The sequence below is a fragment of the Kitasatospora sp. NPDC088346 genome (assembly GCF_044740765.1).
In the GTDB taxonomy this organism is placed as follows: Bacteria; Actinomycetota; Actinomycetes; order Streptomycetales; family Streptomycetaceae; genus Kitasatospora.
Map to the genome: position 1 here is coordinate 448,267 of NZ_JBIURH010000002.1, position 23,232 is coordinate 471,498.

Annotated in this window: 24 protein-coding genes; 12 read left to right on the forward strand and 12 right to left on the reverse strand. The window is 74.7% G+C overall.

Annotation, left to right across the window (positions count from 1 at the left end; all coding sequences use genetic code 11):
• Positions 1–26: 26 nt before the first annotated feature.
• The 3 genes from ACIOFR_RS05655 to ACIOFR_RS05665 all read right to left on the reverse strand — a co-directional run bounded on the left by ACIOFR_RS05655 (position 27) and on the right by ACIOFR_RS05665 (position 1,997).
• Positions 27–428 carry a hypothetical protein gene (locus ACIOFR_RS05655; protein ID WP_400992729.1) on the reverse strand — a complete coding sequence of 134 codons (402 nt, stop codon included), beginning with the start codon at positions 426–428 and terminating at the stop codon, positions 27–29.
• Entirely contained in the window at positions 428–754 is a 327-nt protein-coding gene (locus tag ACIOFR_RS05660) for a hypothetical protein (RefSeq protein ID WP_400992731.1), read from the reverse strand. Before ACIOFR_RS05660 ends, ACIOFR_RS05655 begins: the two co-directional genes overlap by 1 nt.
• Positions 755–872: 118 nt before the next feature.
• Positions 873–1,997, reverse strand: a complete 1,125-nt coding sequence (locus ACIOFR_RS05665; protein WP_400992732.1) for a hypothetical protein — start codon at positions 1,995–1,997, stop codon at positions 873–875.
• A 182-nt stretch (positions 1,998–2,179) separates the two neighbouring features.
• Here ACIOFR_RS05665 and ACIOFR_RS05670 point away from each other — a divergent pair, with 182 nt between their 5' ends.
• Positions 2,180–2,848, forward strand: a complete 669-nt coding sequence (locus ACIOFR_RS05670; RefSeq protein ID WP_400992733.1) for a hypothetical protein — start codon at positions 2,180–2,182, stop codon at positions 2,846–2,848.
• 31 nt (positions 2,849–2,879) lie between these two features.
• Here the strand turns inward: ACIOFR_RS05670 and ACIOFR_RS05675 are convergent, their stop codons facing one another.
• Entirely contained in the window at positions 2,880–3,584 is a 705-nt protein-coding gene (locus tag ACIOFR_RS05675) for a Uma2 family endonuclease (RefSeq protein ID WP_400992735.1), read from the reverse strand.
• 36 nt (positions 3,585–3,620) lie between these two features.
• Positions 3,621–3,980 carry a hypothetical protein gene (locus tag ACIOFR_RS05680; protein ID WP_400992736.1) on the reverse strand — a complete coding sequence of 120 codons (360 nt, stop codon included), beginning with the start codon at positions 3,978–3,980 and terminating at the stop codon, positions 3,621–3,623.
• 168 nt (positions 3,981–4,148) lie between these two features.
• Between ACIOFR_RS05680 and ACIOFR_RS05685 the strand changes: the two genes are divergently transcribed.
• The 7 genes from ACIOFR_RS05685 to ACIOFR_RS05715 all read left to right on the forward strand — a co-directional run bounded on the left by ACIOFR_RS05685 (position 4,149) and on the right by ACIOFR_RS05715 (position 12,238).
• Positions 4,149–5,438, forward strand: a complete 1,290-nt coding sequence (locus ACIOFR_RS05685) for a phosphoribosyltransferase family protein (protein ID WP_400992737.1) — start codon at positions 4,149–4,151, stop codon at positions 5,436–5,438.
• 230 nt (positions 5,439–5,668) lie between these two features.
• Positions 5,669–6,877, forward strand: coding sequence for a 4-hydroxyphenylpyruvate dioxygenase (gene hppD, locus ACIOFR_RS05690; RefSeq protein WP_400992738.1), 1,209 nt, complete (start codon positions 5,669–5,671; stop codon positions 6,875–6,877).
• Positions 6,878–6,897: 20 nt separating this feature from the next.
• Positions 6,898–8,097: a homogentisate 1,2-dioxygenase gene (locus ACIOFR_RS05695; RefSeq protein WP_400992739.1), complete on the forward strand. Its 1,200-nt coding sequence runs from the start codon at positions 6,898–6,900 to the stop codon at positions 8,095–8,097.
• Complete coding sequence (locus ACIOFR_RS05700; RefSeq protein WP_400992740.1) at positions 8,094–8,915, forward strand: hypothetical protein; 822 nt, start codon at positions 8,094–8,096, stop codon at positions 8,913–8,915. The genes ACIOFR_RS05695 and ACIOFR_RS05700 overlap by 4 nt, the downstream gene beginning before the upstream one ends.
• Positions 8,912–10,129: a fumarylacetoacetase gene (gene fahA, locus ACIOFR_RS05705; RefSeq protein WP_400992741.1), complete on the forward strand. Its 1,218-nt coding sequence runs from the start codon at positions 8,912–8,914 to the stop codon at positions 10,127–10,129. Before ACIOFR_RS05700 ends, fahA begins: the two co-directional genes overlap by 4 nt.
• A 185-nt stretch (positions 10,130–10,314) precedes the next feature.
• Entirely contained in the window at positions 10,315–11,343 is a 1,029-nt protein-coding gene (locus ACIOFR_RS05710; protein WP_400992743.1) for an enoyl-CoA hydratase/isomerase family protein, read from the forward strand.
• Between the two features lie 118 nt (positions 11,344–11,461).
• Positions 11,462–12,238, forward strand: coding sequence for an enoyl-CoA hydratase (locus ACIOFR_RS05715; protein ID WP_400992745.1), 777 nt, complete (start codon positions 11,462–11,464; stop codon positions 12,236–12,238).
• 20 nt (positions 12,239–12,258) lie between these two features.
• On the opposite strand, the gene ACIOFR_RS05720 is transcribed toward ACIOFR_RS05715, so the two are convergent.
• Entirely contained in the window at positions 12,259–14,043 is a 1,785-nt protein-coding gene (locus tag ACIOFR_RS05720) for an NAD-binding protein (RefSeq protein WP_400992748.1), read from the reverse strand.
• A gap of 214 nt (positions 14,044–14,257) precedes the next feature.
• Between ACIOFR_RS05720 and ACIOFR_RS05725 the strand changes: the two genes are divergently transcribed.
• On the forward strand, positions 14,258–14,842 hold the full coding sequence (locus ACIOFR_RS05725) for an HdeD family acid-resistance protein (protein ID WP_400992750.1): 585 nt from the start codon (positions 14,258–14,260) through the stop codon (positions 14,840–14,842).
• A gap of 25 nt (positions 14,843–14,867) precedes the next feature.
• On the opposite strand, the gene ACIOFR_RS05730 is transcribed toward ACIOFR_RS05725, so the two are convergent.
• Entirely contained in the window at positions 14,868–15,491 is a 624-nt protein-coding gene (locus ACIOFR_RS05730) for a LysE family translocator (protein ID WP_400992751.1), read from the reverse strand.
• Positions 15,492–15,602: 111 nt separating this feature from the next.
• Between ACIOFR_RS05730 and ACIOFR_RS05735 the strand changes: the two genes are divergently transcribed.
• A complete protein-coding gene (locus tag ACIOFR_RS05735) occupies positions 15,603–16,064 on the forward strand; it encodes an Lrp/AsnC family transcriptional regulator (RefSeq protein ID WP_400992752.1) in 462 nt (153 codons plus the stop codon).
• Between the two features lie 19 nt (positions 16,065–16,083).
• Here the strand turns inward: ACIOFR_RS05735 and ACIOFR_RS05740 are convergent, their stop codons facing one another.
• Complete coding sequence (locus tag ACIOFR_RS05740) at positions 16,084–16,389, reverse strand: antibiotic biosynthesis monooxygenase family protein (protein WP_400992754.1); 306 nt, start codon at positions 16,387–16,389, stop codon at positions 16,084–16,086.
• Between the two features lie 153 nt (positions 16,390–16,542).
• Here ACIOFR_RS05740 and ACIOFR_RS05745 point away from each other — a divergent pair, with 153 nt between their 5' ends.
• Positions 16,543–16,803: a Prokaryotic metallothionein gene (locus ACIOFR_RS05745; RefSeq protein WP_359889063.1), complete on the forward strand. Its 261-nt coding sequence runs from the start codon at positions 16,543–16,545 to the stop codon at positions 16,801–16,803.
• Between the two features lie 63 nt (positions 16,804–16,866).
• Here ACIOFR_RS05745 and ACIOFR_RS05750 read toward each other — a convergent pair whose 3' ends face one another.
• From ACIOFR_RS05750 to ACIOFR_RS05760, 3 genes are all read right to left on the reverse strand, one after another.
• Positions 16,867–18,153: an ATP-binding protein gene (locus ACIOFR_RS05750; RefSeq protein WP_400992755.1), complete on the reverse strand. Its 1,287-nt coding sequence runs from the start codon at positions 18,151–18,153 to the stop codon at positions 16,867–16,869.
• A gap of 113 nt (positions 18,154–18,266) precedes the next feature.
• Positions 18,267–19,514 (reverse strand): cytochrome P450, encoded by a 1,248-nt coding sequence (locus ACIOFR_RS05755; RefSeq protein ID WP_400992756.1) that lies wholly within the window; start codon positions 19,512–19,514, stop codon positions 18,267–18,269.
• Between the two features lie 102 nt (positions 19,515–19,616).
• Entirely contained in the window at positions 19,617–20,471 is an 855-nt protein-coding gene (locus ACIOFR_RS05760) for an EI24 domain-containing protein (RefSeq protein WP_400992757.1), read from the reverse strand.
• 383 nt (positions 20,472–20,854) lie between these two features.
• On the opposite strand from ACIOFR_RS05760, the gene ACIOFR_RS05765 reads away from it, so the two are divergent.
• Entirely contained in the window at positions 20,855–21,280 is a 426-nt protein-coding gene (locus ACIOFR_RS05765; protein ID WP_400992823.1) for a nucleoside deaminase, read from the forward strand.
• Positions 21,281–21,361: 81 nt separating this feature from the next.
• On the opposite strand, the gene ACIOFR_RS05770 is transcribed toward ACIOFR_RS05765, so the two are convergent.
• A complete protein-coding gene (locus ACIOFR_RS05770; protein ID WP_400992758.1) occupies positions 21,362–23,170 on the reverse strand; it encodes a hypothetical protein in 1,809 nt (602 codons plus the stop codon).
• Positions 23,171–23,232: the final 62 nt, after the last annotated feature.

The following is a 23,232-nucleotide window of genomic DNA, read 5'->3' on the forward strand; positions in this document are numbered from 1 at the left end:
CGGTCACGGCGGGACGCCACGGCCCGTCACGGCCGTACGCTGCGGCCGCTCCGGCGCCTCGGGCGGCGCGGGGTGGTCCCGGGGGTGCGCAGGGCGAGGCAGAGCAGTTCCGCGCCGAGCGGTCCGGCCCGTAGCCGCAGGCCGCGGCCGGCCGGGGCCAGCAGCAGGTCGCCGGCGGCGGCCAGGTGGTGCGCGGCGTCCGGCAGCTGCTCGGCGAGCACCGGGCCGCGCAGCACGAACCAGGCGGACTCGCTGTCGGCCCGCCCCGGATGCTCGTGCGCCGCGCCCGGGCTCAGCCGCAGGTGGTCGAAGGACTCGGTGGCGCTGCGCACCGTCGCGCGCTGCGCCAGCGTCCGGATCCGGGTGAACTCGCCCTCCGGGCCGACCAGGACGGCGGCCGACGCGGTGGCGGTGCTGACGACGATCATCACGAGGCTCCTCGGGGTACGGCCAGCACGGCGTGGAAGTACTCCAGGCCGTCCGGGCCGGCGGTGAGGGTGAGGCGGCCGCCCAGCGGCAGGGTGACGGCGGTGCCCTCGGCGAGCGGGACGTCCGCGCCGTCGCTCCCGGCCAGACCGGAGCCGCCGGTCACGTACAGGGCGTGCTCGACGCCGTCGGACGTCAGGTCGAGCGCGTCGTCCGGTTCCAGCCAGGAGAGGCCGACCCCGAGCAGCGGCCCGGCGAGCACGCGGCCCGGGTCCACGGCGCGGCCGCGGTGCAGGGCGGTGACGGCGGTCCTGGCGGTGGTGCCCATGGCTGGTCTCTCCCGTTCTCACGCGGTGCCCGCACGGGGTGCGCGGACCGTCCACCTCCGACGATCGGCCGCCCGGCGTCCCGGGTGCACGGGCGCGGCGTCCCGTCCCGGGCCCGGATCAGCACGCGCACCGGGCCGGGACCCCGGCCCGGCGGCTGCGCGGGACGCCGCCCGTCCGCCGGCTCAGCGGACCGGCCGCGGCACACAGCTCCCGGTCGTCCACCTCGGTCAGCAGGCTGCCGCCGGTGCAGTACGGCCGGCCGAGGCCCGCCAGCAGCAGCAGACCGGGCTCGCCGTCGCGCGCGGCGGCCAGCCGGACGGCGGCCGGCAGGTCCGCCGGGTCGACGCCCGGCGGCAGCGCGACCGGCAGCCCGGCCCGGCGGAGCAGCTCGCGGTGGGCCCGTTCGTCCTCGGCGGGCAGCAGCCCCAGGCGGGCGGCGGCGCCGGCGGCGACCAGCATCCCGAGCCCGTCCGCCCCGCCGGCCGGCAGCGCCCCGCCGGACAGCAGCCCGATCGCCCGGCCCAGCGTCCGGCCGTACCCGAGGGCGCGCCCGGGGCCGCGTTCCAGCGGGTCGTAGCCGGTGACGGCGGCCCGGGCGTCGGCGCACAGCGCGATCAGCGCGGCGGCCTCGCGCGGGCGGTAGCCGCCCTCGGGGCGGAGCAGCGCGGTGAGGTCGGTGTACCGGCCGGGGCCGACCGCCAGCACGGCGCGCACCGCGTCGAGGGCTCCGTCGGCCGGCGCGCCGGTGGCCGCGATCGTGTCGAGCGGGCAGAACACCAGCTCCGGGGCCTGCCACAGGCCCAGCACGCCGGAGTCGACGGTGTGCCGCAGGGACAGCGCGGGGCCGCAGGCGGCGTCCAGGGTGGTCGGCACCTGCACCAGGCGCAGCCCGTTGAGGAGCAGTGCGGCGAGCAGCCCGGCCGTGCCGGCGGTCCTGGGACCGCCGACACCGAGGACGACCGTACGGCGGCTGATCCCGGCGGCGAGCGCCCGTTCGGCGAGCTGCTCGACTGCGCGCAGGGTGGTGGCGGCGGGGGTGCGCAGCGCAAGGGCGTTCGGGAGGGCGAGTTCCGGTGGCGGGTCGGACTCCGCCACCACCAGCAGCCGGTCGGCGTCCAGGTCGGCCAGTGCGCGGGCGAGTTCGCCCCGGGCGGCCGGTCCGCCGCGGGCCGTCAGCCGGACGGTGGCCGCGCCGGTCTGCAGCCGGCGGTCGAGGGCGACCGCAGCGGTGGGGTGTGCCATCGCGGTCCTCCTGTCCCCGGGTCGCGGGAGCGACCCGACCCCGTCACCGTGCGCCGCCCGCCGCCCCGGGCGCCTGAGCCCGCACGCCCGGCCCCGGCCCGTTCCGTTCCCGGGACCGGAACCGGCTGCGCCGGGCGGCCGTCCAAGGACCGACACCCCGTCACCTCCGGAAGGACACCGCCGTGAAGCGTCGTGCCGCCCTCGCCCTGGCCTGCGCCGCCGTGGCCCTCGCCGCCGCCTGCGGCGCCCCCGCCCGGGGCCCGGTCACCGTCAGCGTCGCCACCGTCTCCCCCGGCTCGCCGGTCCCCACCGGCACCACCACCACTGCCCCTGCCCCTGCCCCCGCCCCCGCCACCACCGCCACCGCCACCGCCTCCGACCCGGCCTCCCCCGCCACCACCGCCACCGCCTCGGCCGAGCTCCAGGCCGCGGCCACCGCCCTCGGCGACCAGGGGCGCGGCGACTTCGCCGACACCTGGGCCGCGCTGTCGGTGGACGGCGTCAACGGCCGCGTCCTGCTCTACGCCACCAGCGGCGACCGTGCCCGCGAGCTGATCGCCGCCGCCCGCAGCGCCCACCCGGAGACGGCGGCGGTCGAGGTGCGGGTCGCCCTGTGCCCGTACACGGCCGCGCAGGAGCTCGCGGCGGTGGACCGGATCGTCGAGGCGCAGCGGACCGGGCAGCTCCTGCTGGAGATCTACGGGGTCGGGCCCAGCGGCGACGGCAGCGGCGTGGTGGTGCACGCCTCGGCCGAGGCGGCGCTGGCCCGCGACTTCGGCCGGCAGCTCCAGTCCGTGGCGGGCACGGTCCCGGTCAGGCTGGTGGAGGGCCTGCGGGCGATCCCCGCCTGAGGGCGGGGCGGCCTCGACCACGACACCGGGCTCACAGCCGCAGCACGGCGGGGTCGACGTCGAACGGGACCGGTGCGGAGATCCGGGTGACCGCTCCCGCGAGCGCGGTACCCGTCTCGGTGTAACCGGCGCCGTGCCGTTCGGAGAGCACCAGGCCTGGGGCCGGGTCGAGCTCCAGGCGCCAGTAGTGGGGGATTCCGGCCGCAGCACAGAGGCTCGGCTTCGTCCGCACGTCGGTGATCCGGGTCGACGGGGACACGATCTCGACGACGAGGACCACGCCGGAACAGTCGACCGTGGTGCCGGCCTTCGCGGCGGCGCTGCCGTCCACGACGGCGATGTCCGGAATCAGCAGCCCGTCCGGCAGCGCGAGGTTCACCGCCTCCAGGACCTCGTGGTCGGCGCCGCAGGCCGCGACGGCGTCCTCCAGCAGCCGGGCGAGGCACGCCGATGCGGAACGGCGGGGGCAGGACGCATCAGCGGTTGCCCGCCCACCAGCTCGATCCGCTGCTGGGAGTCCTCGCCGAGCGCCAGAACGTCTCCGACCGTCCAGGGCCCGATGTGCTCGTAGGCGACACCCACCCGTCTCCACCTCCTCCGGGACCCCCTCGTTGTCCCCACCGGGGCGGTCGGGCCGTACCGGCTCGCTGACATCGACCGCGGCCGTCCGGGGCCACACCGCCCCCAGGTTGTCCACCGTGTCCGCCGGCGGGCAGCTGGTTGCCGGGCGATTCACCCGAGCGGCCGTGGGGCCGGGCGGTGTCGGCGCCGCCTACGCGTCGCCCGGAGCCGGGCCGGCGAGTTCGGCGTGGACGTACTCCAGTCCGGCGCGGCCCGCGGTGAGGGCCGCCCGGTGGCCCGGCGGCACGGTCAGGGCGCGGCCCGGCCGCAGCGGCACCCGGACGTCACCGGTGGCCGCGCGGCCGGAGCCGGCGCTGACCCAGAGGGCGTGCTCGACGCCGTCCGCGGCGAGCTCCGCGCGTTCGCCGGGCGCGAGCCGGACCACGGCCAGGGTGCGGAAGGGCCCGGCGGCGGCGTCCGCCGGGACGATCCGGCGCAGGCCGGTGAGGGCGTGGTGGTCGGACAGCGGCGCGCGGGGCGCCGGTATGCGGGGGGCGGTCATCTCGGTCACCAGCCTTTCCCGGGCTTCCTCGACCCGGCGGCCGCCGCGGGGGTCCGCGGCCGGCCCGGCCTCCACCGTCGCCGTCCCGCCGTCCCGGCCGCACGGGGGTCAGGCCACCCGGCGTCCCGCTCCGGTCCCGGGTCGGGGCGGACGTACCGTGGAGGGGGAGACGGCGCGATGCACTTCACCGACCGCAGGGACGCCGGCCGCCGGCTGGCGGCCGAGGTGATGCACCTGCTCTCCGCCGATCCGGTGGTGGTCGCGCTGCCCAGGGGCGGCGTGCCGGTCGCCGCCGAGGTGGCGCGGGCCCTGGGCGCGCCGCTGGACATCTGCGTGATCCGCAAGCTGGGCGTGCCGAGCCAGCCGGAGCTGGGCATGGGCGCGATCGGTGAGGACGGCGTCCGGGTGGTCAACGCCCGGGTGGTGTCCGGCGCGGGCGTCGCCCCCGCGCAGCTGGCCGCGGTCGAGCGGGAGGAACGGACGGAGCTGGAGCGGCGGGCCGAGCGGTACCGGCGCGGGCGCCCGGCGGTCCCGCTGCGCGGCCGGACGGTGGTGGTGGTCGACGACGGCGTGGCGACCGGTTCCACGGCGCTGGCCGCCTGCGAGATCGTCCGGGCCCGGGGCGCCGCGCGGGTCGTGCTGGCGGTGCCGGTCGCACCGGCGGACTGGGCGGACCGGCTCGGGGCCGCCGCCGACGAACTCGTCTGCCCGTTCACGCCGGCCCGGTTCTGGGCCATCGGGCAGTTCTACGAGGACTTCGAGCAGACCTCGGACGCCGAGGTGCTGGACTGCCTGGCCGAGGCGGGCGAACGACACCCGGCCGACCGGCCGACCGTCCGGACGGAGTTCGACCTGCCCGGTGCCCGGCTGACCGGCGACCTGGCCGTCCCGCACCATCCGCTCGGCGTGGTGCTGTTCGCACACGGCAGCGGCAGCAGCCGGCACAGCCCGCGCAACCGGGCCGTGGCCCGTTCGTTCAACCACGCGGGGCTCGGCACCCTGCTGTTCGACCTGCTGACCGGGGCGGAGGAGGGCGACCGCGGCAAGGTCTTCGACCCGCCGCTGCTGGGCGGCCGGCTGGCCGAGGTCACCCGGCGGCTGCGCGCGGACCCGGCCTGCGCCGGGCTGCCGCTGGGCTACTTCGGTGCGAGCACCGGTGCCGCCGCCGCGCTGTGGGCCTCCACCGAGCCCGGCACCGAACCGTCCGCGATCGTCTCCCGCGGCGGACGCCCGGACCTCGCCGGCCCCCGGCTCGGCCGGGTCACCGCACCGACCCTGCTGATCGTCGGCGGCGCGGACACCGGCGTGCTGGAGCTCAACCGGCTGGCGCGGGCCGAGCTGCGCGGCGAGAGCAGTCTGCTGGTGATCCCGGAGGCGGGCCACCTGTTCGAGGAGCCGGGGGCGCTGGCGGCGGTCGCCCGGCTGGCCGCCGAGTGGTTCACCCGGCACTTCACGTTCGAGGATTGAACCGCGGCACCGCGCGCGGCACCGGCTCCGGCTCCGTCCCAGGAGCCCCGACCACCACTCGGCATGCTGGGCAAACTGAACAGAAGAACCGCCGCCCGCCTGCTCACCTTGTACACATTGATCAGTCAAAACCCCACCTGTTGCCCAATCGGCCCGCCAGGAGCAAGCTCTGCCCCACCGATGGCGCCCACCCTTGCGCCGCGGACCCCCTCGACGTGGAGGAAGCACCGATGACCGCCAACGCCGTTGAACTCACCCCCGAGGAGCTGGAGGCCGGCCTCGACGCGGAGCAGCTGCGCCGCCTGGTGGGCCTGGTCGAGCACAACCCGGCCAACGACCCCTTCCCGGTGATCGCCCAGGACGCGGTGGTCTTCGTCGTCGGCAACGCCACCCTGACGGCCCAGCTGTACCAGGCCGTCTTCGGCATGGAGCTGACCGCCTACTCCGGCCCGGAGACCGGCCGCCGCGACCGCAAGGCGTACGTGCTGCGCTCCGGCTCCTGCCGCTTCGTGATCAAGGGCGGGGTCGCCCCGGACAGCCCGCTGCTGGACCACCACCGCCGCCACGGCGACGGCGTGGTCGACCTCGCGATCGAGGTCCCGGACGTGGACAAGTGCATCGAGCACGCCCGCGCCCAGGGCGCCCGCATCCTGGAGGAGCCGAACGACGTCTCCGACGAGAACGGCACCGTCCGCCGCGCCGCCATCGCGACCTACGGCGAGACCCGCCACACCCTGGTCGACCGCTCCCGCTACACCGGCCCCTACCTGCCGGGCTACGTGGTCGCCGAGACCAGGGTGGAGCGCCCCGAGGGTGCGCCGAAGCGGCTGTTCCAGGCGCTCGACCACGCGGTCGGCAACGTCGAGCTCGGCCACATGAACGAGTGGGTGGGCTTCTACAACCGGGTCATGGGCTTCGTGAACATGGCCGAGTTCGTCGGCGACGACATCGCCACCGAGTACTCCGCGCTGATGAGCAAGGTGGTCGCCAGCGGCAACCACCGGGTCAAGTTCCCGCTGAACGAGCCGGCCATCGCCAAGAAGAAGTCGCAGATCGACGAGTACCTGGAGTTCTACGGCGGCCCGGGCTGCCAGCACCTGGCGCTCGCCACCAACGACATCCTGACCACCGTGGACGTGCTGCGCTCGCGCGGCGTGGAGTTCCTGTCCACCCCCGACTCGTACTACGACGACCCCGAGCTGCGGGAGCGGATCGGCAAGGTCCGCGTCCCGGTCGAGGAGCTGAAGAAGCGCGGCATCCTGGTCGACCGCGACGAGGACGGCTACCTGCTGCAGATCTTCACCAAGCCGCAGGGCGACCGGCCGACCGTGTTCTTCGAGTTCATCGAGCGGCATGGTTCGCTGGGATTCGGCAAGGGCAACTTCAAGGCGCTCTTCGAGTCCATCGAGCGCGAGCAGGACAAGCGCGGCAACCTCTGAGCCCCTGAGGAGACTCCACGATGGCGCACTACCGGCAGCTGGGCAGCATCCCGCCCAAGCGGCACACCCAGCACCGCACGCCCGAGGGCGGGCTCTACTACGAGGAGCTGATGGGCGAGGAGGGCTTCTCCTCCGACTCCTCGCTGCTCTACCACCGGAGCATCCCCTCGGCGATCGTGGACGCCCGGACGTGGGTCCTGCCGGACCAGTCCACCACCCCGAACCTCCCGCTCGTCCCCCGCCACCTCAAGCTGCACACGCTGTTCGAGGGCGAGGACTGGAAGGACACCGACGCGGTGACCGGGCGCCGGCTGGTGCTCGGCAACGCGGACGTGCGGATCAGCTACGTGGTGGCGGGCGCGCCGAGCGACCTGTACCGCAACGGGCTGGGCGACGAGTGCGTCTACGTGGAGTCCGGCTCCGGCACGCTGGAGACGGTGTTCGGCACCCTGGAGGTCGGCCAGGGGGACTACGCGATCATCCCGCGAGCCACCACCCACCGCTGGGTGCCGGCACCGGACGCGCCGCTGCGCGCGTACTGCATCGAGGCCAACAGCCACATCACCCCGCCCAAGCGCTACCTGTCGCGCTTCGGCCAGCTGCTGGAGCACGCGCCGTACTGCGAGCGGGACCTGCGCGGGCCGGTCGGGCCGCTGCTGGTGGACGGCACCGACGTGGACGTGCTGGTCAAGCACCGCGGCACCAACGGTGTGGTGGGCACCCGGTACACCGTGCCGAACCACCCGTTCGACGTGGTCGGCTGGGACGGCTGCCTGTACCCGTACGTCTTCAACATCGCCGACTTCGAACCGATCACCGGGCGGATCCACCAGCCTCCGCCGGCCCACCAGGTCTTCGAGGGCAACAACTTCGTGATCTGCAACTTCGTGCCGCGCAAGGTGGACTACCACCCGCTGTCCATCCCGGTGCCGTACTACCACGCCAACGTGGACAGCGACGAGGTGATGTTCTACTGCGGCGGCGACTACGAGGCCCGCAAGGGCTCGGGCATCGCCCAGGGCTCGATCTCGCTGCACCCCGGCGGCCACACCCACGGGCCGCAGCCCGGCGCCTACGAGCGCTCGATCGGCGCGGAGTTCTTCGACGAGCTCGCGGTGATGGTGGACACCTTCCGCCCGCTGGAGCTCGGCGAGGCCGGCACGGCGAGCGAGGACCCGGGCTACGCCTGGACGTGGTCCGGCCGCGGGCCCGCCCGATGACCGTACCCGCCCTCTACCGGGGGCTGTTCGACGACGCGGCGCTCTTCCCACCGGGAGAGCTGCCGCTGCCCGAGGCGGTGCCGGCCCACGAGGCGCACCGGGCCGCCTGGTACGCGGAGGCGGTCGGCCCGTTCCTGTGCGGAGCGGGCCGGCTCGCCGACCTGCGGGCCACCGCCACCGCGCCGCTGCGGGTCGCCCTGGTGCTGCCGGGGGGCAGCGGCCAACTGGCGCCCGCACTGGCGGACGCGGCCGGGCTGACCGTGGTCGGCGTGGAACTCGCCGACCCCGACGTGCCCGCCGCGGTCGTCGCCTTGGACGAGCAGCTGCCGTCCGGGGTGGCGGCCGCCGTGGAACTCGCCCGCGGCGACGGCCTGGAGGCGGCGCTGGACGTGCTCGCCGGCACGCCGTACCGGGCCAAGTTCCGCACCGGGGGGCTGGCCGCCGGGGCCTTCCCCACCGAGGCCGAGCTGGCCGCCTTCCTGGCCGGCTGCGCCGCGCGCGCCCTGCCCTACAAGTGCACGGCCGGCCTGCACCACGCCGTCCGGCACACCGACCCCGCCACCGGCTTCGAGCACCACGGCTTCCTGAACGTCCTGCTGGCCGCGCAGGCCGGCGAGGACGCCGCGGCGGCCGCCGAGGTGCTCGCCGAGCGCTCCGGCGAGCTGCTGGCCAAGGCCGCGCTCGACCTGACGGACGATCAGATCGCCGTCGTGCGCGGCCGGTTCACCGCCTTCGGCACCTGCAGCGTCGCCGAGCCGCTCGACGACCTGGCCGCCCTCGGCCTGCTCGCCCCGCCCGCACCACTGGAGGACCGTTGACCGCCACCACCTGGCTCGCCGTGCCGGCCGACTCCCCGTTCGGCGTCCACAACCTGCCGTACGGCGTCTTCACCGCCCCCGACCGCCCCGGCCGGCGGCGGATCGGCGTGCGGATCGGCGAGCAGGTCCTGGACCTCGGGGCGACCGCGCGGGCGGCCGGCACGCCGTCCGCCCTGCTGGACGCGGACACCCTCAACCCGCTGATGGCGGCCGGGCGTTCGACCTGGACGTCGGTCCGGGCCGCGATCACCGAGTGGCTCACCGACGAGGCGCACCGGCCGGCCGTCGCGCCCCACCTGGTGGACCTGGCCGAGGTCGAGTTGCACCTGCCGTTCGAGGTGGCCGACTACGTCGACTTCTACGCCTCCGAGCACCACGCGAGCAACCTGGGCAAGCTGTTCCGCCCCGGGTCGGAGCCGCTCACCCCCAACTGGAAGCACCTGCCGATCGGCTACCACGGCCGGGCCGGCACGGTGGTGGTCTCCGGCACGCCGGTGGTGCGCCCGCACGGCCAGCGCAAGGCACCGACCGACCCGCTGCCCACCTTCGGCCCCTCCCGGCGGCTGGACATCGAGGCGGAGGTCGCCTTCGTCGTCGGCACCCCCACCGAGCTGGGCAGCCGGGTGGCGCTCGCCGACTTCGCCGAGCACGTCTTCGGCGTGCTGCTGCTCAACGACTGGTCCGCCCGGGACATCCAGGCCTGGGAGTACGTGCCGCTCGGCCCGTTCCTCGGCAAGTCCTTCGCCACCTCGGTGTCGCCCTGGGTCGTCCCGCTGGCGGCCCTGGAGCACGCCCGGGTCGCCCCGCCGGCGCGCGACGTCGAGCCGCTGGAGTACCTGGACGACCGGGCCGCCGAGCCCTGGGGCCTGGACCTGGACCTGAAGGTCTCGCTCAACGGCCACCCGGTCTCCCGCCCGCCCTTCGCGGCCATGTACTGGACGGCCGCCCAGCAGCTCGCCCACATGACGGTCAACGGCGCCGCCCTGCGCACCGGCGACCTGTACGCCTCCGGCACCGTGAGCGGCCCCGAGCCGGAGAGCCGCGGCGCCCTGATCGAGCTCACCTGGAACGGCCAGGACCCGGTCAAGCTCCCGGACGGCACCACCCGCACGTTCCTGGAGAACGGCGACGAGGTGTCCATCACCGCCACCGCCCCGGGCCCGGACGGCACCCGGGTCGGCTTCGGCGAGGTCTACGGCCGCATCGTGCCCTGACCCGCTCGCGTCGGTGGGCCCCCGACCGGGTCGGGGGCCCACCGACGTGTCGGCGGAGGCCGCAGGCGTGTCGGCGGAGGCCGCAGGCGTGTCGGCGGAGGCCGCCGGGCAGGACCGAGGTCCGATCCGACCGGACAGGACCTAGGCTGTCGGTGGCACCGACCCTCATGACCCGGAGGACCCCGATGGATGTGCTCGTCGAGCGGGACGGCCTGGCCGGCCGCATCACGCTGAACCGGCCGAAGGCGCTCAACTCGCTGACGCACGCGATGATCCGCACCCTCCGCGCGACCCTGGACGAGTGGGCCGCGGACCCGTCGGTGGCCACCGTGGTGCTGGCCGGCGCCGGGGAGCGCGGGCTGTGCGCGGGCGCGGACGTCCGGGCCATGCACGACGACGCCAAGGCGGGCGGGACGGGCTTCCGGGCGCTCTTCCGGGACGAGTACCTGCTGAACGAGCTGATCTCCCGCTACCCCAAGCCGTACGTCGCGGTGATGGACGGCATCACCATGGGCGGCGGGGTCGGCGTCTCCGCGCACGGCGGCCTGCGGATCGTCACCGAACGCTCCACGGTGGCGATGCCGGAGACCAGGATCGGACTGGTGCCGGACGTCGGCGGCAGCCGGCTGCTGGCCCGCGCCCCCGGAGAGCTGGGCACCCACATCGCCCTGACGGCCGGTGCGATGACCGGGGCCGACGCGCTGGCCTGCGGATTCGCCGACCACTTCGTGCCGGTCGGGCAGCTGCCCGCCCTGCTGGCCGAGCTGGCCGAGCGGCCCGCCACCGAGGTGGTCGCCGCCCGGTCCGCCACGGCACCCGACTCCGAACTGGCCGCGCAGCGCGCCTGGATCGACCACTGCTACGCGCCGGACACGGTCGAGGAGATCCTCGACCGGCTGGTGGACAGCGGGGTGCCGGAGGCGAAGGAGGCCGCCGAGCAGATCCACGCGAAGTCCCCGACCGCACTGAAGGTCACGCTGGCGGCTCTGCGGCGGGCCCGCGGGCACCGCACGCTCGGCGAGACGCTGGAGCAGGAGTACCGGATCTCCTGCGCCGCCCTGGACAGCCACGACCTGGTCGAGGGCATCCGGGCGCAGGTGGTCGACAAGGACCGCGACCCGCACTGGCGACCCGCCGCGCTCGCCGGGGTCACCGCCGCCGACGTGGCACGCTACTTCGCCCCGGCGCCGGACGGCCCGCTCGGGATCGGGTGACCACCGTCTCAGCAGTCGAGACTGGCGCACCGGCCGGTGCGTCCGCGAAGGTATCCACGGGCAGGGCGCGTCGAGTGCCGTCACAGCAAGCGTCACAGCGCAGAGGGAGTCAACGACGATGACCGACTACGAGACGATCCTGGTGGAGCGCAAGGGCCGGGTCGGGCTGATCACGCTCAACCGGCCGAAGGCGCTGAACGCGCTCAACACGCAGCTGATGAACGAGGTGGTGGCCGCCGCCAGGGCGTTCGACCGCGACCCGGAGATCGGTGCGCTGGTGATCACCGGTTCGGAGAAGGCCTTCGCGGCCGGCGCCGACATCAAGGAGATGCAGGACAACCGCTTCCCGGACGTCTACCTGGACGACTGGCTGGGCCCCTGGGACGAGCTGGGCCGGCTGCGCAAGCCGGTGATCGCCGCGGTGGCGGGCTACGCGCTCGGCGGTGGCTGCGAGTTGGCGATGCTGTGCGACATCCTGCTGGCCGCCGACACGGCGAAGTTCGGCCAGCCCGAGATCAAGCTCGGCGTCATCCCCGGCATCGGCGGCTCACAGCGGCTGACCCGCGCGGTCGGCAAGGCCAAGGCGATGGAACTGTGTCTGACCGGCCGGATGATGGACGCCGAGGAGGCCGAGCGGGCCGGTCTGGTGTCCCGGATCGTCCCGGCGAACGACCTGCTCGCCGAGGCGATGGCCGTCGCGGAGACGGTCGCCGCGATGTCCACCCCGGCCGCCGTGATGATGAAGGAGAGCGTCAACCGGGCGTTCGAGACCACCCTCGCCGAGGGCGTCCGCTTCGAGCGCCGGATGTTCCACGCCGCCTTCGCCACCGCGGACCAGAAGGAGGGCATGGCCGCCTTCGCCGAGAAGCGCCCGCCGTCCTTCACCCACCGCTGAGACGCCGCGCCCGGCCCGGATCAACTCCCTTCACTGTCCAGGGTGTTGATCCGGGCCAGTCCGCTCCGGGTGGCGGCCACCACGATCCGGTCGCCCGCTTCGAGCCGCCGGGCCCGGTCGGCGAAGTTCCACTGGTGGTCCCCGGGCCGCCGGGCCAGCCGCACCGCGATCACCCGGACGCCGCCGCCGGCCTCGATCTCGTGGGTGTCCCGCCCCGGCAGGCCGGTGCCCTGCTCGGCCGCCAGCTCGGCGATCAGCAGCACGTGCCGGTAGACCGAGAGGGTGCCCAGCACCTCACGGCCCATCAGCGCGGCCGCGAAGGCGGGCGCGGACAGGTAGGAGACCGAGCGCGAGGCCACGTTCCCCAGCGTGGCGTACACGTGGTGCGCGAAGTCGTCGTCGAACAGCCGTACCACGATGCGCACTTCGGGCCGGGCCGCGCGGGCCTCCAGGGCCGCCTCCAGGTTGGCCGCGTCGTCGCTGGTGACGGCGGCCACCGCCCGGCTGTAACGGACCCGGGCCCGCCGCAGCTGGCTCTCCAGCGGCGCGTCCCCCACCAGCACCGGCAGGCCCAGCGCCCGGACCGCCGCGATGCCACGGGCCTGCGGGTCGCGTTCGATGCACACCACCGGCACCCCGGTCTCGTGCACCAGGGCGGCGACCCGGGTGCCGACGTTGCCCAGCCCGACCACCACCACGTGGTCCCTGGTCCGCGAGCCCGGCGCCCGCGGCAGGCCGCGCCGGCCGGTGGCCAGCATGTCGACCACGATGGCGGTCGCCACCGGGACGAACGTGATCCCGCAGAAGGTGACCACCACCTGGGCCAGCCGCACCCACGGCCCGCCCGGACTCCCCTGGCCGGGCTGGTCGGGCTGGGCCGCGCCGGCCAGGTCCAGCAGCGTCAGGTACGCCGCCCAGCCGATGCTGCCGTTGTGGTACCAGATCACCCAGCCGCCCAGCAGCACCGCCGCCAGCGCGGTGGTCAGCACCAGCCGCAGCCGGACGCTGGTGAAGTGGTGCAGCACGTCCTGCAGCCACCAGCGGGTCCGCTTCCACCAGGGGATCCGCACCGGCGGCTCGCTGGTGAGCGCCTGTAGGACGGCCACCTCGCCGCGGTCCTCCGCCCCCTGCGGTGCGACGCCGGGCCCGACCGGACCCTCCGAGCCCAGCCGGCGGGCCAGCGCGATGAACTCGGCCGCCCGGCCGCCGGTGTCCGGCAGCAGCCGGAGCCGGCTCAGGTCCTGCGGGTCGATCCGGTCGGCGACCAGGCAGATCCGACTGCCGTCGATCTCGTCCCCGTACGCGACGTACAGGTAGCGGTCACCCACCCGCACCGAGTTGGGCCGACCCAGCGCGCCGTTGGCGAAGGCCGGGGCGGCGGTCGCCGAGCCGGACAGCGCCGCGCAGTTGGGCAGCAGCTTCTCGATGTGCTCGCCGAGCCGCTGGTTGAACATCCGCAGCACGATCCGGATGCCCGGGTTGCGGCCCTGCGCGCTCAGCGCGGCGTGGATGTTCTCCTGGTCGGTGCCGTCCATCAGCGCGATCCCGCGCGCACCGTCCACCCCGGCCGCGCGCAGCGCCTCCGCGGTGACGGTGCTGTGCTCCAGGACGGCCGCGACGCCGGCGAGCTGCTCGATCCGCGGCCCGTGGTCGCGGGAGCGGTCCGGCACCACGGCGACCACCGGCACCTCGTAGAGCTCGGTCAGCTCGACGATCAGCCGGTGCGCCAACGCGTTGCCACCGAAGACGACGTAGTGCCCGGCCGTCGGTACGGCTCCAGGGTCCCCCTGCCCTTGCTCCGTCATAGCGTCCGATCCTACGTCCCCCGAACGGATCAACGGCTGGACGGAAGGTGACTGACGGGCAATCATCCGCCGACCTGACGGATCATCCGAACGGCCGAGCGGCGCGCGCGGGGCCGCTCACCGGCGGCGGAGAGTGGGAGGGTCCGCCGCCCTTCCACCCCCGCCACCGCCCTTCCGCCCTTCCGCCCCCCTTCCGCCCGTCAGGAGCACCGCCATGGAGACCCCGTACCCCCCGACCGACGGCCCGTTCCAGCGGCTGGCCCGGGCGGCCTGGCAGGTGGTGCTGGCCGCCGGCCTGGCCTCGCTGGCGCTCGGGGTGATCGTCTTCGTCTGGCCCACGCAGACCCTGTGGGTGGTGGGGGTGCTGTTCGGGGTCTACCTGGTGATGATCGGCGTCTTCCAGCTCGTCGCCGCCTTCGGCACCCACGGCGAGACCGCGCTGCGGGTGATGGCCTTCATCAGCGGTGCGCTGTGCGTCCTGCTCGGGCTGCTCTGCTTCCGCAGCGCCGTCCAGTCACTGGCCCTGCTCGGCATCTGGATCGGCATCGGCTGGCTGTTCCGCGGCATCACCCTGGTGGTGACCGCCTCCTCCGACCCGGGGATGCCGGCCCGCGGCTGGCAGATCTTCGGCGGCGTGCTCAACGCCGTCGCCGGTGTGCTGCTGATGGTCTGGCCGGTCCACTCGGTCGCCGCACTGGCCATCCTGGCGGGCTGCGGACTGGTCGTCCTGGGCGTGGTCGAGATCGTCACCGCGGTACGGATCCGGCGGCTGGCCCGGGACCTCCCGGCCGGCGTCTGACCCGGCGCGGGGCGGCCCGGCCGGGTCAGGCGGTCGCGGTGACCCCGGCGACCAGCAGGAGCAGCACCGCCGAGGCCGCCGACAGCCGGCGGGCCGCCGCCGGGGTCCCGCCGACGGAGGCCCCGAGGCGACCCGCCGCGACGGCCACCAGGCCGTACACGACCGCGCAGCCGAGCACGTTCAGCGCACCGAGCGCCAGCACCTGGGTGCCGACCGGCAGGCCGGCCGCGGGGTCGACGAACTGCGGCACCAGCGAGAGGTAGAGCAACAGGCCCTTGGGGTTCAGCAGCGCGGTGGTGACGCTCTGCCGCAACACGGTGGTGGTGGGCTGCGGGCGGGCCTCGGGGAGCTCGCCGCCACTGCGCCGCAGCGAGAGCAGCATGGTGAGGGCCAGCACGGCGAGGTACGCGGCGCCGGCCCAGCGCAGCGTCGGCAGCAGAGCGGGGACGGCGCGCAGGGCGGCGGCCAGGCCCGCGGCCGAGAGCAGGGTGTGCACCGTGTAGCCGGCGCAGACCCCGAGGACGGCGACCAGGGCCGTCCGGCGTCCCTGGCCGAGGCCCCTCGCCACGATGTACAGCCAGTCCGGCCCGGGGGTGCAGACCAGCAGGAGGTCCACCCCCAGGAAGAGCAGCAGTGCGTGTGCGTCCATGACACCCCGAATTCCGCGATCGTCGTCGGTGACCGAACGTATCCGGACGGGCGTGGCAGCCGATGGCCAATTCTCGCGCCCCCGTCGGCCGCTGCGGCAGAATGTTGCGCCATGGACCGCATCGACCGCAGAATCCTCCACGAGCTCCAGCAGGACGGCCGCCTGAGCAACGCCGAGCTGGCCTCCCGGGTGGACCTGACCCCCTCACCCTGCCTGCGCCGGGTGCGGCAGCTGGAGCAGGACGGGGTCATCCGCGGCTACCGCGCGCACCTGGACGGCGCCGCCCTCGGGCGCGGCTTCCAGCCCTTCGTGTCGATCGTGATGCGGCACGAGGACCGGGCCACCGTCACCGAGTTCGAACAGCGGGTCGCGGCGCTGCCCGAGGTGGTCGAGGCGCACCGACTGTTCGGCGATCCGGACTACCTGCTGCGGATCGCCGTCGCCGACATCGCGGCGTACGAGCGGTTCATCACCGACGTGCTCTCCGGCCTGCCGGGGATCGCCCAGGTCAACTCGCACCTGACCATGAAGCAGGTGAAGGCCGACCGGGGCTTCCCGGAGATCCGGCCCTGAGCCCGCCCGGGCCGACGGCTCACTGCTCGGAGAGCGGCAGGTAGTGGGCGACCTTGGGCGGGTGCTCCAGGAAGTTCAACTGACCCTCGGCCCAGACCGGCCTGATCCGCCACATCGGTCCGGCATGGGCCAGCAGCGCGGCCTCGTCCCGCCACCGGGTGATCATCAGGATCCGGTGGTCCTCCTCGCCCACGGCGTTCAGCAGTTCCCCGCCGAGGCAGCCCTCGGTGCGCACGATCTGCGGCAGGGCCTCCGCGGTCAGCGTCGCGCAGAACTCGTCGGCGTGCTCGGGCGCGACGTGCGCCTCCCAGATCCGGACGATCATCGGGCCTCCTCGGCCTGCTGCCCCCTCCCCCCAGTATCGGTCAGCACCCGCCGCGCGTCCGGTCGATTTGCCGGGCGTCGCGGGCGGCCGAAGACTCGGAGGGTGCCGGCCGGCAGGCGGTCGGGCGGGAGCGGTGGAGAGGAAGTCGCGGTCATGGCGGTCTGTGTGGTGTGCAAGAACGACTACTGGCTGGCGTTCGAGATCAAGACGGTGAGCGGGGACACCTACACCTTCGACAGCTTCGAGTGCGCCATGGAGAAGCTCGCCCCGCGCTGCGAGTACTGCCAGGTGCGGATCGTCGGCCACGGGGTCGAGGTCTCCGGGAAGTTCTTCTGCTGCGCCAACTGCGCCCGGCGGGACGGCGGGCTCGGCGAGCAGATCCGGGACGCGGTCGGCGCCCACCCCGGGGCCTGAGGCACCGCGGGCGGGATCGGACGCGGGCGGGATCGGACCCGGGCGGCTCGGACGCGGGCTGGCTCAGACGCGGGCGTGCGAGCCGATGTCGGCGGTGAACTCCTCGACCATCGCGGGGGTCACCGTCGGCCGGCACTGGGCGATCGCCGCCAGGTAGTCCTCGGTGGTCGCCCCGGCCGGGTGGCTGCCGAGCTCGCCGAGGTCCCGTTCGAACGCGGCCTGGGCGGCGATCCGGGCGGCGTGCTCGATGTCCGCCGGGGTGAACAGCTCGGTCCGCCGCACCAGCAGCTCCAGGTCGACGTCGGTCCGGGTCACCGCGTACCGGGACCAGATGGCGGCCCGGGCCTCGGCGTCGGGGGTGCCGATCGGGATCAGGTAGTCGAAGCGGCCCGGGCGCAGGAAGGCGGAGTCCAGGGAGCGGATCGAGTTGGTCGCGCAGACCAGCAGCCGTTCCTCGCCCTCGCGGAAGCCCGGGATCAGCTTGAGCAGCTCGTTGGTCACCCCGTGCATCCCGCCCACCGCGCCCTCGGCGCGGGTCGGGGCGACCTCCTCGACCTCGTCGATGAAGACCAGTACCCGCTCCAGCCGCGCGATCCGGGCGAACGCGGTCCGCAGCGCGGCGGCGAGGTTGCCCTCGTCCGCCAGCCGGGAGGGCAGCAGCTCGACGAACGGCCAGCCGAGCCGGGAGGCGACGGCCCGGGCGAAGGTCGTCTTGCCGGTGCCCGGCGGGCCGAAGAGTGCGATCGCCCGCGGCGGCCGCACGCCGTGCCGGGCGGCCCGTTCCGGCTCGGCCAGCGGCAGCACCACCCGGCGCTCGATCAGGTTCTTCTCCGCCTCCATGCCGGCCACCCTGTCCCACAGGTCGCCCGGGAGCAGCCGCCCGCCGAGCTCCTCCAGCAGGTTGGCGGCCGGCCCGGCCGCCGGCTCGGCCTTCTCGAAGTACGCGACCGCCGGGCGGCGGGTGTAGCCGGCGTTGCGCAGGCCCTCGCCGAGCAGTTCCTCCTCCGGCAGCACGTACGCGATCCGGCGCACCCGCCGGGCGACCAGCCGCCGTTCCAGCTCGCGCAGCAGCGCGCTGGCCAGGCCCCGGCCGCGCCAGAGCGGGGAGATCGCGATCCGCATCACCCAGGCCCGGTCGCCGGCCAGGTGCGCCAGCGCGGTACCGATCGGGGCGCCCTGGCTCACCGCGACCACGGCGGGCTGCCGGGAGGTGAGCGCACCGATGCACTCCGCCAGCGAGAACACCGACTCCTGGCCCAGCTCGGCCGTGGTGTCGATGAGGTGGACGACCGCCGCCAGGTCGTCCTCCCGGTAGTCGTGAATGAGCCAGTCGTGAATGGAACGGTGCACCGCGGCCGCCTCTCCTGGTCCGTTCCCGGAACCGTAGGGCGGGAGGGCCGGCGGAGCCGCACGCCGGTTCGGACAAGCCGGCCGGCCGAACCGTACGAAGCGTGACTGGCAGGTCAGCCCGCGGCCGTGAAGTCGAAGCGCAGCGACCGGACCCGGCTGTCGAAGTTGGACGGGACCCGCTCGGGCGAGCCCACCGAACGGATGTCCGGGAGGCGGGTGAACAGCTCCCGGTAGAGCACCTTCATCTCCTGGCGGGCCAGGTAGGCGCCGAGGCAGAAGTGCGGGCCGCCGCCGCCGAAGCCGAGGTGCGGGTTGGGCGAGCGGGTGATGTCGAAGGTGTCCGGGTCGGTGAAGACCGCCTCGTCGCGGTTGGCCGAGCCGAAGAACAGCACCACCTTGTCGCCCGCGGCGAGCGGGGTGCCGTTCAGGACGTGGTCGGCGGCGAGGGTGCGGCGGAACTGGATGATCGGGGTGCTGTACCGGACGATCTCCTCCACCGCGCCGCCGATCCGGGCGTCGAAGTCCTCGGTGAGCAGGGCCCGCTGCGCGGGGTGCTCGGTCAGCAGGTGCAGGCCGTGCGCGAGGGCGTTGCGGGTGGTCTCCACGCCGGCCACCAGCAGCAGCGAGAAGAAGGCGCCCAGCTCACGGGAGTTGAGGTGCCTGCCGTCCACGTCGGCGGTGACCAGGGCGGAGATCAGGTCGTCGGCGGGGTGCCGCCGCCGCTCCCGGCCGAGCGCGGCGATCACGCCCTGCATCCGGGCCAGCGCCCGCAGGCCGCGGCCGGGGACGCGGATCCGGCCGCGGGCCACACCGGTGTTCTCGGAGGCGTGGTTGACCTGCGCGAGGATCTCCCGGCGCTGCCGCTCGGGGATGCCCATCATGGTGCAGATCACCTGGTACGGCAGCTCCGCGGCGACCGCCGTGACGAAGTCCTGCGGGCGGGTCGAGACCACCTCGTCGACGATCCGGGCGGCCACCCGCCGGATGTCCTCCTCGACCCTGGCGATCAACCGCGGGGTGAACGCCCGGGACACGATCCGCCGCAGGTCGGCGTGGCGGGGGTCGTCCAGGTTGACCATCGAGTCGCCGAACACGGCCCGGACCCAGCGGGCCGGTTCGGGGGTGGTGACGCCGGGGCCGCTGAGGAACACCTCCGGGGTCCGGCTCGCCGCCACCACGTCGGCGTGCCGGACGAGCGCGTGGAAACGGCGGCCGGTGGCGCGGTCGGTGAAGACCGCCGGACGGTCCAGGGCGCGCAGCCGCGCGAAGGCGGCGGCCCGGTCCGCGTCGGGCAGCCGCCAGAATCCCGGATCGGCCAGGTCGTCGCCGGGCAGGATCTCGGCGCGCACCGGTGCAGTCATGAGGGAATTTATCGTGCACCGGCCGCCGAACTGTCAAATTCCCGGGAATTCGAAAAAATGTCCGTGAATGAATTCCCCGTGCTATTTCCCGTATTCCCGGGGTCAGTCCTTGGAGAGGTCGAGCGGGGAGTTCCCGGCCGGCCCGTCGGCCTCCCCGGAACCGTCGGCGCCCGGCCCGTCCGACTCCACCGGCTCGTCCGGCTCCACCGACTCGTCCGGCTCGACCGGCGCCAGGTCGCGGCCCAGCAGGGTCGCCCCGGCCACCGCGCCCGGCATCGCCAGCACCGTCACGAACGGCACCAGGAAGAGCAGCGTCACCGCCACCCCGAATCCCAGCGTCAACGGCATCCGGCCTCGCAGCAGCCGCAGCCGCTCGCGCTGCGGTATCCCCCGGCGCTGGAGGGCCACCGCCGACAGCTCGGCGGTCAGGTAGTAGCCGGACACGCAGACCCCGAGCACCGGCACCACGGTCTGACCGACCAGCGGCAGGAAGCCGGCGGCGAACAGCAGCACACCGAAGCCCACCACCCGCAGCAGCACCTGGACGCTGTCCCGCGCGGAGACCAGCAGTTCGCGCCAGAGCGGCACCTCCGGCGCCGGCGGGGCACCGCCCTCGCTCTCGTCCACCTTCTCGCACAGCGACTCGTAGAACGGCTGGCCGACCAGCAGGGTGGCCGCGGTGAACGTCACCAGCGACAGCAGCCCGCCGGCGGCCAGCACCACCGCCGCCAGCAGCCCGCGCAGCAGGCCCTGCCACGGCGAACCCCAGTGGTCCGCGAACGGCGTCGCCCAGGAGGCGAGGTCGTCCGACCACACCACCAGCGCGGTCAGCGCCGCCACGTAGCCGACCAGCGCGATCAGGGCGGGGATCATCCCGAAACCCCACCACCGCCCGTGCCGCGCCACCCAGCGCTGCCCCCTCAACAGATAGCCGACCCCCGCCGCAAAATCTCGCATACCCGCAGCCTACGGGCCCCCGACGGCCCGATCCGGGGCGGCCCGGGGGAACCGGGACGCGGGCGTGCGCATCCGGACCCGACCACGGCAGGGAAGACATGACGGACCGGAAGACGACCGACGACACGAGAACCCGCACACCCCTCTCGGTACGGGGACCTGGTGAGCCAGCGCGCGGGCCGACCCGACCTGATCCCGGTCGGCCACAGCCACCGGGACCACGTCAACGACGTGGCGTACCTCGCCACCACGAGCACCGTCCACCGCTGCGGCCGGGACGGTGGCCGTCCCGGAGCGGCGCACTGTCCCGGCCCGGGCGCTTGCCCGATGATGAGGGAGGGCCGGGGCGAAGGACGGTGGTGGTCGTGGTGGAGCTCGAACGGATGCTGGCGGTGGCGGTCGAGGAGGCCCGGACCGGGCTGGCCGAGGGCGGGATCCCGATCGGCGCCGCGCTCTTCGGCGCCGACGGCGAACTGCTCGGCCGCGGGCACAACCGCCGCGTCCAGGACGGCGATCCGTCCATGCACGCCGAGACCGCGGCCTTCCGCGCGGCCGGCCGGCTCCGCGGCTACGGACGGACCGTCATGGTCACCACGCTCTCGCCCTGCTGGTACTGCTCGGGCCTGGTCCGGCAGTTCGGGATCGGCCGGGTGGTGATCGGCGAGGCACGCACCTTCGAGGGCGGCCACACCTGGCTGGCCGAGCACGGGATCGGCATCACGGTGCTGGACGACCCCGAGTGCGTCCGGCTGATGACCGGCTTCGTCGCGGCCCGCCCGGACCTGTGGTTCGAGGACATCGGGGAGTGACGGGACGCGCGCCCGCCGAACGAAACGCCCGCCCGAGCGGTGATCGCTCGGGCGGGCGCATTCGTACGGCGGCGGCTGCCGTCAGCCGCGGGCCTCGGTGACGGCGGCGCCGAGCGCCTCCTTGATCCGCGGCCCGAGCCGGGCGAAGCCCAGCTCCTTCATGGCGGCACGCAGCAGCTCGTCCTCGGACCGCTCGACACCGTCGCCGTCGATCCAGCGCACCAGCGCCGTCAGCTCCGCCGCCGAGTACGCGGTGACCGGCCGACCGGCGGTCAGCTCCGGCTTCTTCGGCCGACGGGCCTTCTTCGGCGCCTCGACGGGCACCTCAGCGGGCTGCTCGGCGACGACCGGCTCGGGCTCGACGGCAACGGGCTCGACCTCGACGACCGGCTCCTCTACAGCCACCGGCTCAACCTCGACCTCGACCTCAGCCACCGCCTCGGCCTCGGCCTCGGGCTCGACGACCGGCTCCTCAACGGCAACCGGCTCGACCTCGACCTCGGCGACAACCTCCGCGGTCTCCGCCTCCGCCTCAACCGCAACCTCAGCCACCGGCTCGGCCTCAACAACCGGCTCCAGCTCAACGGCAACCGGCTCAGCCTCGACGACCGGCTCCTCGACAGCCACCGGCTCAACCTCGGCCTCGGGCTCGACGACCGGCTCCTCAACGGCAACCGGCTCAACCTCGGCCTCGGCCTCAACAACCGGCTCCGGCTCAACGGCAACGGCCTCGGGCTCGACGACCGGCTCCTCAACGGCAACCGGCTCGACCTCGACCTCGGCGACAACCTCCGCGGTCTCCGCCTCCGCCTCAACCGCAACCTCAGCCACCGGCTCGGCGGCCTCGATCCCGACGTCGGCGGCCTCGACCTCAGCGGCCTCCGGCTCGGCGGCCTCGACCGCCGCAGGCGGCTCCTCCCCTCGCGGCCCGGCCGCGAGGGCCTGCCGGGCGGCCTGCTCCTCGGCCTCGGCGTCGGCCTCGGCGCCGACCTCGCGGTCGTACGCGGCGAGTGCCGCGTCCCGGTCGGCCTGACGCTCGGCCAGCTCGATCAGCAGGGATTCGAGCCCGGCCTCGACGAGCTCCTGGCGGGCGGTGTGCAGGGCGGGCAGCCGGTAGAGGGTGCCCTCGTCGGCGGCCAGGCGGTCGACCAGGTCGGCGAGTTCGCCCAGGGGCAGGGCCTCCAGGTCGCGCTCCGGCAGGAGGCGGCCGAGCGCGCGGACCGCGGTGCCGAGCGACTCGACGGCCTGCGCGGTCTCGGCGATCAGGGTGCCGCCGACCGGGACGACCGGGCGGGCGGTGGCGTCGTCGTCGGCCAGGGCCGCCCAGTCGGTGCGGGCCGCGGCGGCGGCGGTCAGGGCGGCGTGCAGGTCGGCGCGGCTGGTGCGGCCGCCGACCGTGAGGCTCTTGGCCTGCGAGCGGAGCGCCCAACGCTGTCCGAGCGAGAGCTTGACGCCCCGCTGCTTGCGCCAGCGGCCGTCCGCGGTGGCGGCGATGAGGGATTCGAGGTCGGCCTCGTACACGTCGGCGCGGAGCGCGCCGGAGGCGCGCTGGACCCGCTGGAAGACGTCGAGCAGCAGGTTGAGCCCGTGCAGGGTCTCCGGGACGTTGAGCCCGGCCTTGGCGGCCAGGCCGGTGACGGCCGCTCCGACGGCGCGGATGTCACCGTTGCGCAGCTCGGCCAGGACCGTGGTGGCGGCGCGGGCGTCCTCGGCGCCGGCGACGTGGTCGGCGGCCTCGATCCAGGGGTTGGTCTCGGTGGTCAGGGTGAAGCCGCCCTGTTCGGCGTACCGGCCGAGCCCCTCGCGGGTGCTCCGGCGGCCTTCGCCGTCCGGGGTTTCCGCTGGGGCCGGCACCGTGGCGTCGGCGTCGTTCAGAAAGCGCACTGTCATGGCAGGTCCGGTTCTGGCGGGAGGCTGGCGGGGAAGGTTTCAGCGGGAGGTTTCAGCGGTCG